Origin of the sequence: Streptomyces sp. NPDC047108, assembly GCF_040643575.1 — a bacterium.
In the GTDB taxonomy this organism is placed as follows: Bacteria; Actinomycetota; Actinomycetes; order Streptomycetales; family Streptomycetaceae; genus Streptomyces.
Genome location: NZ_JBEYUP010000007.1, coordinates 278,389 through 292,286, shown reverse-complemented (window position 1 = coordinate 292,286; position 13,898 = coordinate 278,389). Strand labels below are relative to the sequence as shown.

General features: G+C 71.1%; 11 protein-coding genes and 1 pseudogene. 4 read left to right on the top strand and 8 right to left on the bottom strand.

Features of this window, described 5'->3' with window-relative positions; all coding sequences use genetic code 11:
- Positions 1-188: 188 nt before the first annotated feature.
- The 3 genes and pseudogenes from ABZ822_RS17635 to ABZ822_RS17625 form a co-directional block, all read right to left on the bottom strand.
- A complete protein-coding gene (locus ABZ822_RS17635) occupies positions 189-848 on the bottom strand; it encodes a hypothetical protein (RefSeq protein ID WP_360854050.1) in 660 nt (219 codons plus the stop codon).
- Positions 849-1,066: 218 nt separating this feature from the next.
- On the bottom strand, positions 1,067-2,443 hold the full coding sequence (locus ABZ822_RS17630; RefSeq protein ID WP_360854218.1) for a gluconate:H+ symporter: 1,377 nt from the start codon (positions 2,441-2,443) through the stop codon (positions 1,067-1,069).
- A 244-nt stretch (positions 2,444-2,687) separates the two neighbouring features.
- A pseudogene (locus ABZ822_RS17625) lies at positions 2,688-3,194 on the bottom strand (gluconokinase); the annotation flags it as partial.
- A gap of 162 nt (positions 3,195-3,356) precedes the next feature.
- Here ABZ822_RS17625 and ABZ822_RS17620 point away from each other — a divergent pair.
- A complete protein-coding gene (locus tag ABZ822_RS17620; protein ID WP_360854047.1) occupies positions 3,357-4,079 on the top strand; it encodes an FCD domain-containing protein in 723 nt (240 codons plus the stop codon).
- Positions 4,080-4,197: 118 nt separating this feature from the next.
- Here ABZ822_RS17620 and leuE read toward each other — a convergent pair whose 3' ends face one another.
- Both leuE and ABZ822_RS17610 read right to left on the bottom strand, forming a co-directional pair.
- Complete coding sequence (leuE, locus tag ABZ822_RS17615) at positions 4,198-4,950, bottom strand: leucine efflux protein LeuE (protein WP_360854044.1); 753 nt, start codon at positions 4,948-4,950, stop codon at positions 4,198-4,200.
- Between the two features lie 61 nt (positions 4,951-5,011).
- Positions 5,012-6,595, bottom strand: coding sequence for a methylmalonyl-CoA mutase family protein (locus ABZ822_RS17610; protein WP_360854041.1), 1,584 nt, complete (start codon positions 6,593-6,595; stop codon positions 5,012-5,014).
- Between the two features lie 194 nt (positions 6,596-6,789).
- Here ABZ822_RS17610 and ABZ822_RS17605 point away from each other — a divergent pair, with 194 nt between their 5' ends.
- Entirely contained in the window at positions 6,790-7,677 is an 888-nt protein-coding gene (locus ABZ822_RS17605) for a L,D-transpeptidase family protein (RefSeq protein WP_360854038.1), read from the top strand.
- A gap of 593 nt (positions 7,678-8,270) precedes the next feature.
- Here ABZ822_RS17605 and ABZ822_RS17600 read toward each other — a convergent pair.
- Complete coding sequence (locus ABZ822_RS17600) at positions 8,271-9,446, bottom strand: hypothetical protein (protein WP_360854036.1); 1,176 nt, start codon at positions 9,444-9,446, stop codon at positions 8,271-8,273.
- Complete coding sequence (locus ABZ822_RS17595) at positions 9,446-10,300, bottom strand: RNA polymerase sigma factor (RefSeq protein ID WP_360854215.1); 855 nt, start codon at positions 10,298-10,300, stop codon at positions 9,446-9,448. Before ABZ822_RS17595 ends, ABZ822_RS17600 begins: the two co-directional genes overlap by 1 nt.
- A gap of 385 nt (positions 10,301-10,685) precedes the next feature.
- Between ABZ822_RS17595 and ABZ822_RS17590 the strand changes: the two genes are divergently transcribed.
- Positions 10,686-11,279 (top strand): GNAT family N-acetyltransferase, encoded by a 594-nt coding sequence (locus ABZ822_RS17590; protein WP_360854033.1) that lies wholly within the window; start codon positions 10,686-10,688, stop codon positions 11,277-11,279.
- A 55-nt stretch (positions 11,280-11,334) separates the two neighbouring features.
- Here ABZ822_RS17590 and ABZ822_RS17585 read toward each other — a convergent pair whose 3' ends face one another.
- The gene (locus ABZ822_RS17585; RefSeq protein ID WP_360854030.1) at positions 11,335-12,954 is read right to left on the bottom strand and encodes a glycoside hydrolase family 20 protein; all 1,620 of its coding nucleotides are present in this window, start codon (positions 12,952-12,954) and stop codon (positions 11,335-11,337) included.
- Positions 12,955-13,166: 212 nt separating this feature from the next.
- On the opposite strand from ABZ822_RS17585, the gene ABZ822_RS17580 reads away from it, so the two are divergent.
- A complete protein-coding gene (locus tag ABZ822_RS17580; RefSeq protein ID WP_360854027.1) occupies positions 13,167-13,748 on the top strand; it encodes a 2-oxo-4-hydroxy-4-carboxy-5-ureidoimidazoline decarboxylase in 582 nt (193 codons plus the stop codon).
- Positions 13,749-13,898 lie beyond the last annotated feature (150 nt).

The window sequence follows — 13,898 nt, the reverse complement described above, 5'->3', positions numbered from 1 at the left end:
CCTGCACAGTGACGTCCTCAACGGTCTCGAACGCACCGTCAGGCAGGTCCCCGCCCGAGCCGTTCGATCCCTCCCAGGACATCTCCCACGTCACCGTCGCCTCCAGCTCGTACGGTCCGGAGTTGAGGCACGATCAACATCTCCTTGTGGCGGGCGCCGTCATGGAGTTCAGACGCTCGGCCGGCACATCAGCCGGTCTGACAGGTCTTGGCTCTCTCCGTGTAGGCGTAGCGGATGACCTGCCAGTCGCCCGACGTACTTTTCGCCAGGCCCAGGGACCACTTGCTGAAGTCGTCGAGAGAAGGCGTCGTCCTCGCGACCTTGCCCGACTTGCGGTTCTTGGCGTAAGCCTTGCGCTGGTCCTCGCAGTACGTCACGCCCGCAGTGGTCTTACCGGTGACCTTGATGACCGGGCGGTAGTAGCGGAACGACCCTGTGATGGTCTTCGACTTCCCGAAGTCGTCGATCGTGTCGGCGAATGCGGCGCCCTGCGACCCCGCCCAGTACCGCTCGAAATTGCCCGTACCGCCGTCGCCCTTGACCTGCGCCTCGAGGACGGCCTTGATCGCGTACGTCGTGGCGTGCAGCGCTTCCTTCTCCGTGGCATTGCTGCCGACGAACCCCTCGATACTCACCTCGACATCCGACGGCAGGTCGAACGCCGGCGCACCCGTTGCCGCTGCCTCGGAAGCCGTCGGGGAGGGGGCAGCGCTCGGGTCCCCGCCCTCGCTCTTTCCGGGCTTGCCCCCGTCGCCTTCCTCACCGCACCCCGTGAGCAGCAAGGCCGCCGCCGCGGTCAGGCCGACGGCAGCATGAAAACCCCAACGAATCACGGTCAACTCCCCCATGTCGTACGGCTCATGCGCTCCGGTCCGTACGGTGACGTCACATGCGGGCGCACGATCATGTGCCCCACGAGTAATCCGGATCAGCGTAGCGGCTGCTGCCCACCGCCCCCCATCTCGCCTTCTGCCGACCGCAGTTCGTCAGGCACGCCGCACACAGCCTGTGGACCGCCCCCGTCCGAGGGCGGTCCACAGCGGTGACGACGACACGCGCCGCGCGGCTAGATGACCAACGACAGCAGCAGCACGAAGACGATCCCCACCACCGAGATGATGGTCTCCATCACCGACCACGTCTTGAACGTCTGGCCGACCGACATCCCGAAGTACTCCTTCACCAGCCAGAATCCCGCGTCGTTCACATGGCTGAAGAAGAGCGAGCCCGCGCCGATCGCGAGAACGAGCAGCGCCACGTGCGTGCTGCTCATGTCCGCGGCCAGCGGGGCGACGAGGCCCGCGGCCGAGATCGTGGCGACCGTCGCCGAGCCCGTGGCGAGGCGGATGCAGACGGCGATCAGCCAGGCGAGGAGCAGCGCCGAGACGTTCCAGTCCTTGGAGAAGTCCATGATCATCTGACCGACGCCGACATCGACGAGCGTCTGCTTGAAGCCGCCGCCCGCGCCGACGATCAGGAGGATGCCGGCGATCGGGACGAGCGACTTCTCCGTCGTCGTCGCCAGGCGCTCCTTGGTGAAGCCCGCTGCGCCGCCCAACGTGAACATGCCCACGATGACCGCCGCGAGCAGCGCGATCAGCGGCGAGCCGACGACGTCGGCCGCCCGCTGCACGGGGTTCTCCGGATCGTCGACGACGATGTCCACCAGCGCCTTGGCCAGCATCAGGACGACCGGCAGCAGCACCGTGGCCACGGTGGCGCCGAAGCGCGGGCGGCGTTCCAGCGACTCCGAGGGGCGCTCGGGGATCAGGCCCTCCGGCGGGGTGACGTTGACCCAGCGGGCGGCGTAGCGCGCGAAGAGCGGTCCCGCGATCGCCACGGTCGGGACCGCGACGAGGACGCCGAGCGCCAGCGTGATGCCGAGGTCGGCGTGGACGGCGTCGATCGCCGCGAGCGGCCCGGGGTGCGGCGGTACGAGGCCGTGCATCACGGACAGGCCCGCGAGCGCCGGGATACCGATCCGCATCAGCGAGAAGTTGCCGCGCTTGGCGACCAGCAGGACCACGGGGATCAGCAGGACGATACCGACCTCGAAGAACAGCGGCAGTCCGATGATGCTCGCGATGAGCGCCATCGCCCACGGCATGCTGCGCGGGCCGGCCTTGGCGAGGATCGTGTCGACGATCTCGTCCGCGCCGCCCGAGTCGGCGAGCAGTTTGCCGAGGATCGAGCCGAGCGCGATGAGGACACCGACGCCCGCGACCGTGGTGCCCAGGCCGCCCGTGAAGCTGAGAATTCCCTTGTCGAGCGGTGCGCCCGCGACGGCGGCGAGCACCAGGGAGCCGATGGTCAGAGCGAGGAAGGCGTGCACCTTCCAGCGGGTGATGAGCAGGACGATGACGGCGATTCCGGCGAGAACGGCTATGCCGAGCTGCGCATTGCCCGCCGAGGTGATCGGCTCGACGGGGTCCGCTGCCAGCATCTCGGCACTGAGACGACCTGACACGGGGGTTCCTTAGGGGACTTGGGGACAGGGGGGACGGGGTACCTGTCCGCCGGACCTACGGGTGGGGGCACGGTCCGGGGGCAGGGGCGGGGGACGGTTCTCCCGGTGCGGAAGGCGGCTGCCTCTCGGCGGCAGACGGCTGCCCGGGACCGGGGGACGATTCCCCCGGAGACGCCGACTGCCGTCCGGGAGCGGGGGACGGTTCTCCCAGATGCGCCGGCTGCCGCCGCCGGAGGACGGCGGCGGCCCGAGCGGTGATGGACTGCGGATCCTCGGTGACCTGCACCGCGATCCCGTACTCGTCCGGCTGGAGCTCCTCCAGCGCGGCGAACTGCGAATCGAGCAGGGCGCCGGGCATGAAGTGGTCCCGGCGCTGCTCCAGCCGCTCGGCGATCAGCGCGCGGCCGCCGGTCAGGTGGAGGAAGAAAAGGCCGGGGGCGGCGGCTCGGAGCCGGTCGCGGTAGCTGCGCTTAAGAGCGGAACAGCTCACGACTCCGCCGTGTCCGGTGCGACTGCGCGCCCAGGCGCCGATGGCGTCGAGCCAGGGCTCGCGGTCCGCGTCGTCCAGCGGGGTGCCGCCGGACATCTTGGTGATGTTGGCAGAGGGGTGGAAGACGTCGGCCTCGGCGTACGGGACGCCGAGTTCGTCCGCCAGCAGCGCGCCGATCGTGGACTTGCCCGTACCGGACACGCCCATGACGACCACCACGATGTCGGGGCTGTTCACGCCGCTCAGCACCTCGCTGTCCTCTTCGACCTCGACGCCGCCCCACACTCAAGCCCATTGATACGACGTATTCAAGGGTCCGTGACTTAATAGTCATACTTAATTGGGTGGAGGTTCGACGCGTAGGCTGATCCCGCACGGGGCCGGAGAGACGGGGAGACCATGGAGAGCCGCGAGGCCAGGGGGAACCAGGGGCAGGGCCTGCACGCCAAGCTGCTGGCGTCACTGGGTCCGGCGATCACCGCGGGCGACTACCCCCCGGGCACCGTTCTGCGCACCGACGAGCTGGAGGAGCGCTTCGACGTCTCCCGCACGGTCGTCAGAGAAGTGATCCGGGTGCTGGAGTCGATGCACCTCGTCGAGTCGCGCCGCCGCGTCGGCGTGACCGTCCTGCCCGCCGAGCAGTGGAACGTCTACGACCCGCAGGTCATCCGCTGGCGGCTGGCGGGCGCGGACCGGCCGCGCCAGCTCCGCTCACTGACCGTGCTGCGCTCGGCCGTCGAACCGGTCGCGGCGCGGCTGGCCGCCGAGCTGGCCACCGCCGAGGAGTGCGCCGAGCTGACCCAGCACGCGCTGGGCATGGTCGCCACGTCGCGCGGCCAGCAGCTCGAGGGCTACCTCGTGCACGACATGGCTTTTCACCGGGTGGTCCTCCGGGCGTCGCGCAACGAGATGTTCGCGCGCCTCGGGGACGTGGTGGCGGAGGTGCTCGCCGGACGCACCGAGCACCACGTCATGTTCACCGACCCCGACCCCGCAGCCGTCACCCTGCACGTCCAGGTCGCCGAGGCCGTACGGGCCCGGGACGCGGCCCGCGCCGAGGAGCTGACCCGGGAGATCACGATCGGCGCCATGGCCGAACTGGACGTGCTCGCACCGAAGTAGCCGCGCCGCTCAGGAGCCGCGGCGGCCCAGCGGCCCGACGTCCCGCAGCGGTCGGCCCGGATTCCGGGAGCCCGGGTCGCGCCGTGCGTCAGGCCGCGGAAAGGGAGAGCCGGAAGACCTAACCCGCACTGCTCAGTGACAGCTTCGCCGCGAACCCCAGGAACAGTGCCCCCGCCGCCGACGTGGCCCCCGCCGACAGCCGCTTGCGCCGCCGGAACTGGGCGGCCAGCGCGCTCCCGCCGAATATCAGCGCGGTCAGGTAGAGGAAGCTGCACAGGGTGGCCAGCGTGCCCAGCAGCAGGAAGGACAGCGCCGGGTGGGAGTACCCGGGGTCCACGAACTGCACGAAGAAGGAGACGAAGAACAGGATCGCCTTCGGGTTGAGCAGACTGATCACCAGCGCGCGGCGGTACGGGCGCTCGGCCTCCCCGTCGACGACCTCTCCCCCGGCGGCCGAACCGGCTGCCGAACCGGCCGCCGCCGCGCCCGCTCCGGAGGACTCCACTGCCATGGCCGGGGTGTCCGCCCGCGAGACGAAGCCCCCGTCGCCGCTCAGCTCGGAGCGCCGCTCGCGCCACATGCCCCACGCCGAGCGCAGCATGCCGATCGCCATCCACGTCAGATAGCCGGCACCGGCGTACTTCACGACGCCGTAGAGCAGTTCATTGGCCTGCAGCAGCGAGGCCACGCCCGCCGCCGAGAGCACCATCAGCACCGCGTCGCCGCAGAACACACCGCAGGCGGCGCGGTAGCCCGTGCGCACGCCGCGTCGCGCCGCGACCGAGATCACGTACAGCGAGTTCGGCCCCGGCAACAGGATGATCAGTACGAGTCCGGCCAGATACGTCGGAAGGTCAGTCACGCCCAGCATGAACGGGAGTGTGGCATGCGCCTCCGACATCGCGCACAGCCGTCCACATGCCAGAAACGGGTCAGAAGACCTCAGTAGGGACGTACGCGCCCCAGACGTCGCGCAGCGCGTTGCACACCTCACCCAGCGTGGCCCGCGCGGCGAGTGCGTCCTTCATCGGATACAGGACGTTGTCCGTGCCCTCGGCCGCCTTCTTCAGGGCGCGCAGTGCCGCGTCCACCGCGCGCTGGTCGCGTTGCGCGCGCAGGGCGGCCAGCCGCTCCGCCTGCCGGTCCTCGATCGCCGGGTCGACGCGCAGCGGCTCGTAGGGCTCCTCCTCGTCCTGCCGGAAGCGATTGACCCCGACCACGACGCGCTCGCCCGCGTCCGTTTCCTGCGCGATCCGGTACGCGCTGCGCTCGATCTCGCCCTTCTGGAAGCCCTGTTCGATCGCGTGCACCGCGCCGCCCAGGTCCTCGACGCGCTCCATGAGGGCCAGGGTCGCGGCCTCCACCTCGTCCGTCAGCCGCTCGACCGCGTACGAACCGGCGAACGGGTCGACGGTGGCGGTGACATCGGTCTCGTGCGCCAGCACCTGCTGGGTGCGCAGCGCCAGCCGCGCCGACTTGTCCGTGGGCAGCGCGATGGCCTCGTCGAAGGCGTTGGTGTGCAGGGACTGCGTGCCGCCGAGGACCGCCGCGAGGCCCTGCACCGCGACCCGTACCAGGTTCACCTCGGGCTGCTGTGCGGTGAGCGCCACGCCGGCCGTCTGGGTGTGGAAGCGCAGCATCATCGACTTGGGGTTCCTGGCGCCGAACTCCTCCCGCATCACCCGCGCCCAGATCCGACGGGCCGCCCGGAACTTGGCGACCTCCTCGAGGAGCGTGGTCCGCGAGACGAAGAAGAACGACAGGCGGGGCGCGAAGTCGTCCACGTCCATCCCGGCCGCCATCGCCGTACGGACGTACTCGATGCCGTCGGCGAGCGTGAAGGCGATCTCCTGCGCGGGCGTGGCCCCGGCCTCCGCCATGTGGTAGCCGGAGATCGAGATGGTGTTCCACTTGGGGATCTCCGCCCGGCAGTAGCGGAAGATGTCCGCGGTCAGCCGCAGCGACGGCTCGGGCGGGAAGATGTATGTGCCCCGGGCGATGTACTCCTTGAGCACGTCGTTCTGGATGGTGCCGGTGAGCTGCGCGGCGGGGACGCCCTGTTCCTCGGCCACGAGCTGGTACAGGAGCAGGAGCACCGCCGCGGGCGCGTTGATCGTCATCGAGGTCGAGACCTCGCCGAGCGGGATCCCTCCGAAGAGCGTCCGCATGTCGTCGATCGAGTCGATGGCCACCCCGACCTTCCCGACCTCGCCGTGCGCGAGGGGCGCGTCCGAGTCGTGGCCCATCTGGGTGGGCAGGTCGAAGGCGACGGACAGTCCGGTGGTGCCGTGGGCGATCAGGTCCCGGTAGCGGGCGTTGGACTCGGCGGCCGTGCCGAAGCCGGCGTACTGGCGCATGGTCCACGGGCGGGTCGTGTACATCGTCGGGTACACGCCGCGTGTGAACGGGTAGTCACCGGGCTCCCCGAGTTGCTCGGCGGCGCCCCAGCCGGGCGGTGCGTCCTCCGGGCCGTAGACGGGCTCGACGGGGAATCCGGACTGCGACTCACGCGCCATCAGCTGTGCCTCCGTGCTCTCCAGCGGCCCCCGCGGTCTTCGTGGTCTGCGTGCGCTCCTCCGGCCGCCGGTCGCGCTCCCGCGCGCCGCTGCCGCCCCCTCACAGCATGTACCCGTGGTTCATCCACAGGCAGCACAGGGAACACATGAATGCGGAAAGATCAGGAAAACAGGGGGCCAGGAGGGGGCGCTTCATGCACTGGGGTGGGGTCATACGCCGGGCGGTCGCGGCCTCGGCCGTCGCCGCGCTGACCGCGGGTCTGTCCTCCGGCTGCCGGTACGAGCCCCCGCAGGGCAACGGCCCCGCGCGCACCGCTCCCGGCCCCGGTGACGCGGACGCCAAGTCGGCCCGGACGGCCCTGCCCGCGCCGGCGAAGCCCGGGAAACCCGCGCGCCCCGCCCGTCCGGTGACGCCGGCCGCCGAGCCCGCCGCGCCCGGGGCACCCGCCCGCCCGCTGGTGATGGCGAACGGCAGCCGGAGCGGTCAGGTCCGGGAGTTGCAGGCCCGCCTGCGCGAGCTGGGGCTCTTCGGCCGCAACCCGACCGGCTTCTACGGCTCGATCACGACCGCCTCCGTGGCGTCCTTCCAGGCCCGGCGCGGCCTCGCCCGTACCGGCGCGGTCGACACGGCGACCTGGGCGGCACTGCGCTCGGTGACCGCGCAGCCGTCCCGCACGGCGCTCTTCCCGTCCACGAGCAAGCCGCTGGACCGGCCCGATCCACGCTGCCTCAGCGGGCGCGTGCTGTGCATCAGCAAGAGCAGCAGCACCCTGGCGTGGATGGTGGACGGCCGGGTCGTCTCCGCGATGGACGTGCGGTTCGGCTCGCAGTACACACCGACCCGGGAGGGCACCTTCAAGGTGACCTTCAAGAGCCGCCACCACGTCTCGACGATCTACAAGACCCCGATGCCGTACGCGTTGTTCTTCAGCGGCGGCCAGGCGGTGCACTACTCCGCCGACTTCGCGGCCCGCGGCTACAGCGGCGCCTCGCACGGATGCGTCAACGTACGGGACAAGGCCAGGATCGCCGCGGTCTTCGCCCAGGCGCGTACGGGCGACAAGGTCGTCATCCACCGCTAGAGGGGCGGGAGTCGCCGGGGCGGGACCTGGTGAGGGACCGCGGACATCAGGCCGCCGGGCGGGCGCGCGGAGTGTGGTGGAGAAGGTGAGGGAGAGAAAGGGCGCGGGCAGGGCCGGGGGAACGTGCCCCGCCCGCGCCATATGCGTGGAGCCGCAGGTACGGGGGGAACCCCGGCTCACACACCGCCGATGACCAGTCGGCTCACTAGCTACTGCGCCGGGGGGCCGAAAAGTGTCACACCCTTGGTTGAAGAGTGGACTGTGCAGGTGCGGGGGATGCACGGGAGCGGACTCCGGGCGCGCACGACGGACCCCGAGCGCCTCGGGTGAGACCCCACGCGCCCCGGGGAGACACCATGCGCCCCGGGAGAGAACCCGTGCGCCCCGCACGGACAGGAGACCCACGTGCACCGCGGCCGAGAGGCACCGGGCACCGCCCCCGGCCAGGGCGCACCGTGCACGCGCACACGACACATCGCACCGCGCCATACGCAGAGGGGGGCAGCAGAAACAGACAGGAAGAGGGCGGAGATCACGGAGCGCGCCCGATGGACACGGCCCGGCGGCCCGCTCGCAGGGCTTCCGCCCGCGGCTCAGACGCTGACGTACGCGCCGGTGTTCAGGTGCAGCGAACCGATCCGCAGATCGGCGGACGCGGTGACGACGTCCCCGTCCGACTCTCCGGGCGACTGCTGGGACCCGGGCGAGAAGGCCGACGGCTGCTTGTCACCCGCCTCGGGCAGACCGGCGTCCCCGCCGTCACCGTCGTTGTTCTTGCCGTCGTCGCCGTTGTCGTCGTCGCCCTTGCCGCCGTTGTTCTTGCCGTCGTGGTGGCCGTCGTCCCCGTCGGTGCCGTCGCGGAAGTCACCGTTCAGCAGGCGCTCGCAGGAGCGGTCCAGGTTCTTGCGGCCGCCCGCGCGCTCCTCGAGAAGGTGCTCCGTGCGCTCGTCGAGGGTGCCCGCTTCGTGCTTGCGGCAGAGCAGGAGGGCGAGGTCCAGCTTGCTGCCCTCGAGATCACCCTTGCCGCCGGGCAGCGGCCAGGCGTCGTCCTTCGAGGAGCCGTTGCCGGGAGTGCTGGGCCGGGTCTCGTCCGGCCGTCCGCCGCCCTGGCCGTCACCGGGGTCGGTGGCGTCGTCGGAGGGGCTGGTGCCCGAGGGGCGCTCGGAGGGCGTCAGGGTCGAGTCGGTCTCACCGGGCGGGGTGGAGAGGGCTTCGCCGGTCGCGCCCGCGGTCACGCTCTGGGCGGGCTGCGGTTCGCCGTCCCCTCCGCCGAACGGCGTGGGCAGCGCGCCCGTTCCCGCCGCGACGGCGACGCCTCCCAGCGCACACGCCGCCATGGCCACGGCCAGGCCCGCCCGCAGCGACCGGCCCATACGGGCGGGCCACTGAGGTCTCGCGAGGCGAATGATCTGCGTCGTGTCGGCGGCGTGGGCGCCTCTGCGGGAGCGTGTCACGGTCCGGACGGCGCCGATTTCCTCGCGCGTAGATGCGGAGTACGCCGCACCGTTCCGTGCTTCGACAGCCTTGCGGAAGGCGGCCGTCGCCGCTGCCTCGCCCGGCATCTCGCCGACGACCCCGTGGTGGGCGACGCCTCCGGGCGCGCCCAAACGGTTCGCCTCGACCATGACGTCGGCCAGCACCTCGGCGAGGCGCTCGGCCTGCGCCCGGGCGAACGCGTCGTGCGGTCCGACGGCGGCATCGCCCGGCTCGCCACGGAGCAACCGCTCCGCAGCGTCCTGGTCCAGCCACTTGTACCGATCGTCGGCCATCACATGTCCTTCTGCGTTCGCACACCGGAATCCGTCACACCGGCGGACGTGACCTGCCCCTGGTGTCCCTCCCGTTGGGGAGGCACCCCGTCGAGTCCGCCCGGGCTCCCGGAGGGGTCCGGGCAGGGCTCGCAGGCCGGGTCCGAAACGGAATCAGAAGCCGGACCGGAAGCCGGGTCCGGAGGGTGACCGGGAGCTGCGGGGAACGCTACGCCCGGGGCCTGTGGGACAGGACGGGAAACGTAAGCGGAAGGCGAAGCGGAACCCCCGTTCGACTCGGGGAGTTGATCGCCCTCCTTGGGCTCTTCCGTCCCGATCAGCTCCGCGAGCCGCCGGAGTCCGCGGTGCGCGGCCGTTCGAACGGCGCCGGGCCGCTTGCCGAGCACGTCCGCGGCGCTCTTCGCGTCGAGCCCCACCACGACCCGGAGCACCACGGCCTCGGCCTGGTCCTGGGGCAGTTTGGATATGAGGCGGAGCGTGCGGCCGGTGCCGATCGATTCCATCGCTTCGCGCGCGGTGTCCGCGTCGGCCGCTTTGTCGGCAAGTTCCGTTTCGTCGCCGCCGATCGACGGCCGGCGGCCCCGCATACGAATGTGATCCAGCGCACGGTTACGGGCTATGCGTGCGGCCCAGCCGCGGAACCGGTCCGCGTCACCGCTGAACCGCTCCAGGTCGCGGGCTATCTGCAGCCATGCCTCGGACGCGACGTCCTCCGCGTCCGGCTCGCTGACCAGCGTCCGCACATAGCCGAGGAGCCGCGGGTGCACCGCTCTGTACACAGTCCGGAACGCGGTCTCGTTCCCGTCCTGTGCCGCGTGAACCGCGGCAGTCAGCTCCGCGTCGTCCCCCAGCACGCCCTCATCCTGCTTCACTCGCCCTGCAATGGCCGCGGGCGCCGATCGCGATGCCGGTCATCCACGTCGCATGGCAACCAGAAGTTGACGACTGAAGTAAACCACGGACCCGTTTCATCGCCGCCCGGCGCGATCCAGCACGCTAGGGCCTCAAGCGGGTGCGCGTCCACGTCTCGGCCGGTGTGACAGAAACCGAGCCTCGTACGCAGAGGAGAGTACGGGCCTCCTTCCGGGCCCTCACCGACGACGGCCGGGGTCTCTCCTGTGGGGGGTGGCGACCCCGGCCGTCTCGTGTGAACACCCCGGAGAATCCGCCCCGTTCGCCTCTCCGGCTCCCCCCGTAAATGCGTCGCGACCAGCGGTTCGAGCCGCTTACGGTGGCCCCGTGCAGAGCATCCTCGAGACCCACCGCCTCCGCTTGACACCCCTCACCGAGGCCGACGGGGAGCTTCTCGTCACACTCGACCACGACCCGGGCGTCATGCGCTTCCTCGACGGGGGCACACCGCCGTCGCGCGCAAGGATCTTTGGCGAAATCCTGCCGTCCTTGATCCACCGCGCCGCGTGCTTCCCCGGCTTCGGGCACTGGATCGCCACCGAGAAGTCCTCCGGGACCTTCGTCGGCTGGTTCGAGTTCCGGCCCGAGGAGGACGGCGATCCCCGCGAGGCGGAGCTGGGCTACCGGTTGCGCACCGCCGCCTGGGGCCGGGGCTACGCCACCGAGGGCTCGCGGGCCCTGATCCGCGCGGGCTTCACCGGACTCGGTGTGCGGCGCGCGTTCGCGACGACGATGGCCGTCAATCTCGCGTCCCGCCGCGTGATGGAGAAGGCCGGCCTGACGTACGTACGGACCGTCCATGACGAGTACCCGGTGTACGTCGAGGGCGCGGAGCACGGGGACGTGGAGTACGCAGTGCTCCACGCTGAATGGAGTGAGGGCCGGGACACCGGTCCCGGCCCTCGTACCCGTCACAACTGACCGCGCCACCGCGAACCGGCCCTTACCGCCCGGGCCGGACTCGGCGTCGCACCGGTCAGGGCGTGAACCCGGCCACCGGTCCGAGCTTGTTCGCGAGTGCGGTGAAGTCCGGCCAGCTCAGCGGCGGGCGCCCGGGGTCCCACAGCTTCTGCGCCACCGCCGCCAAGGGCAGCCGGATGCCCTTGGCGACCTGGTCCTGGGTCTGGGCGTCCGCGATGTCGGACCAGACGGCGAAGCGGCCGCCCGGTACCTTCCCCGGGCCGGTGGCGGACGAGGAGAGCGCCGTGTTCCCGCGCAGCACGGACGGGGTCCACTCCTTGTAGATCCGCTCGCCGGTCGGGTAGGTGAACTGGTTCGGCTCACCGAGCACGTAGTAGAGGTACTCGTCGTTGAGGTTCACGACCGTGCGCCCCTCGGACAGGTACTCCGCCGGCTGCCGCTCGCCCGATTCCTTGCCGGTCCAGTACTCGACCTCGATGCCCTTGTCCGGGTGGACGACCCCGCCGCTGAAGAACCCGTCGTTCCACGCCTTGGGGCGCTTGCCCTGCCCCCGGACGAACGACGCCCGGTCGTTCAGCCAGGCCGTCGCCAGGTCCTGGACACGCGCCTTGGACCCGTACTTCGCACGCGCCGCGGCGGCCAGTTGCGGATAGGTCGCCTCGGGATCCGAGGCCATGAGGGCCAGGTACTCGTCGGCGCCGATGTGCATGTAGCGGCCGGGGAAGACGCCCGCGTACTCCCGCAGCAGGTCGTCGACGATGCGGGCCGCCTGCGGGTTCGTGATGTCCACCGCACCCTGCGCGGGGGTCCCGGACGCGCTCTTGAGCTGGAGCGAGGGGTGCGCGGCGATGACCGCGCCCAGGTGGCCCGGTGAGTCGATCTCGGGGATGACGGTGATGTGCAGTTGCTCCGCGAGGTCGAGGATCCGGCGCAGTTCGGCCTTGGTGATGTGCTCCTTGGAGACGACCTCGGGGTGCGAGGTGCTCTCGATGCGGAAGCCCTGGTCGTCGGAGAAGTGGAGCCCGAGCTGGTTGAGCTTGAGGTCGGCCATCTGGCGCAGCCGGGCCTCGATCCAGTCCGGTGTGTAGTGCTTGCGGGCGATGTCGAGCTGGAAGCCGCGTTGCGGACGGTCGGGGCTGTCGTCGACGACGCCCTCGGGGACCTTGCCGCCGGAGCGGAGCGACTGCACGAGCGTGCGGGTGCCGTAGAACACTCCGGCGTCGGCGCTGCCGGTGATGGTGACCCGGTTGTCGCCGGTGCTGAGCCGGTAGCCCTCGGCACCTCCGCGCTGCCCGGTCCTGATGGCCAGTTCGACGTCGCCTGCCCTGGCCGGCGGTGCCGCGACCTCCGCCTTGAGTTCGCCCGCGAGCATGCGGGCCTCGTCGGCCAGGGGTCCCTTGGGGTCGGCGACGATCCGGGTCCTGTCCCCGGGTTTCCAGCCGGGTCCTGTGCCCGGGTCGAAGTCATGGACGGAGGGGATGGTCCGGGGCGCCGAGGACGGGGCGCCCTGGGGCTCCTTGCTCGCCGGGGCGCTGCTCGGCGACCGGTCGTCGTCGCTCGGACGTTCGCCTCCGTCGCCGCCGGAGCAGCCACCGAGCACGGCGGTGGCGACCACCGCCGCGGCCCATACGGCCGACCGCCTGGGCCGTCCGCCTGTCCTTGCCACATGAATCATCCGCCCAAAACCTCCTATTTAAGGATGAAGGTACGGCTTCTCGCTCACCATTTCGTCCATCACGCGCGCGCATTAGTCCCCGTCCGGGTGAAATACACGTCATCCATCAGTCGCTGCCCGACATCCCCCGATACGGTTACGACTCAGTCGTACCTCCAGTCCCACCTGCATCCCAGGACTGGTCCGCGCCGCAGGGAATCCCAGAGGAGCCCATGCTGACCAGCGACTTCCCCGCAGGCCCCGCACGCCAGGAGCCGCCCACACCGGCGGCCCGGCGGGCCCGGCGCCCCGTGCCGGCACAGAGTCGCGGCAGCGGCCCCGCCGTCACCGCCCCGCTTTCCCGCCTCGAGCGGTTCAACACCGCCGGTCCGGACGCGGCTGAGACCGCGTTGCTCGCCTGCTGCGGCAGCCGGCGGTGGGCGCACCGCCTGGTCAACCACCGCCCCTATCCCGATGTCGCAGCGCTCCTCGCCGCAGCGGACGAGGCGAGTTACGACATGGCGCCCTCCGATCTGGCCGAGGCGCTCGGCGGAGAATCGGTTTCCCACGCCCTTCCCGCCCGCGCCCCCTCCGCCGCGCTCACCGCGCTGCGCGCCGCCCAGCAGGCGTACGAGGACCGTTTCGGGCACGTCTTCGTGGTCTGCCTGGACGCACTCCGCCAGGACGAACTGCTCGACCACGTGCTGGCCGCGCTCCGCACCCGGCTCGCCCACGAGGTCGACGAGGAGCGCGCGGTGACGGCCGACGAGCTGCGCCGCATCGCCCGCGGCAGGCTCGCCCGTCTTGTGGCCTGAACACCTGAAACAGCCCGCAACGGGTGCTTTGCACCAGCCTGGTACGCCGTACGTGCCTGTTTGATCACACCTGCAGGCCCCCGGGGCAGGGAGCCGACAACGCGTCGCTACGATGGCCAGGGCCGGTGGAAGGTACCCGGCCGGGCCCGA

Excerpts from the sequence above, each read along its gene's own strand:
- ABZ822_RS17635 (WP_360854050.1), bottom strand. The coding sequence starts at position 848 with ATGGGGGAGTTGACCGTGATTCGTTGGGGTTTTCATGCTGCCGTCGGC.
- ABZ822_RS17630 (WP_360854218.1), bottom strand. The coding sequence starts at position 2,443 with ATGCTGGCAGCGGACCCCGTCGAGCCGATCACCTCGGCGGGCAATGCG.
- ABZ822_RS17620 (WP_360854047.1), top strand. The coding sequence starts at position 3,357 with ATGGAGAGCCGCGAGGCCAGGGGGAACCAGGGGCAGGGCCTGCACGCC.
- leuE (WP_360854044.1), bottom strand. The coding sequence starts at position 4,950 with ATGCTGGGCGTGACTGACCTTCCGACGTATCTGGCCGGACTCGTACTG.
- ABZ822_RS17610 (WP_360854041.1), bottom strand. The coding sequence starts at position 6,595 with ATGGCGCGTGAGTCGCAGTCCGGATTCCCCGTCGAGCCCGTCTACGGC.
- ABZ822_RS17605 (WP_360854038.1), top strand. The coding sequence starts at position 6,790 with ATGCACTGGGGTGGGGTCATACGCCGGGCGGTCGCGGCCTCGGCCGTC.
- ABZ822_RS17600 (WP_360854036.1), bottom strand. The coding sequence starts at position 9,446 with ATGGCCGACGATCGGTACAAGTGGCTGGACCAGGACGCTGCGGAGCGG.
- ABZ822_RS17585 (WP_360854030.1), bottom strand. The coding sequence starts at position 12,954 with ATGATTCATGTGGCAAGGACAGGCGGACGGCCCAGGCGGTCGGCCGTA.
- ABZ822_RS17580 (WP_360854027.1), top strand. The coding sequence starts at position 13,167 with ATGCTGACCAGCGACTTCCCCGCAGGCCCCGCACGCCAGGAGCCGCCC.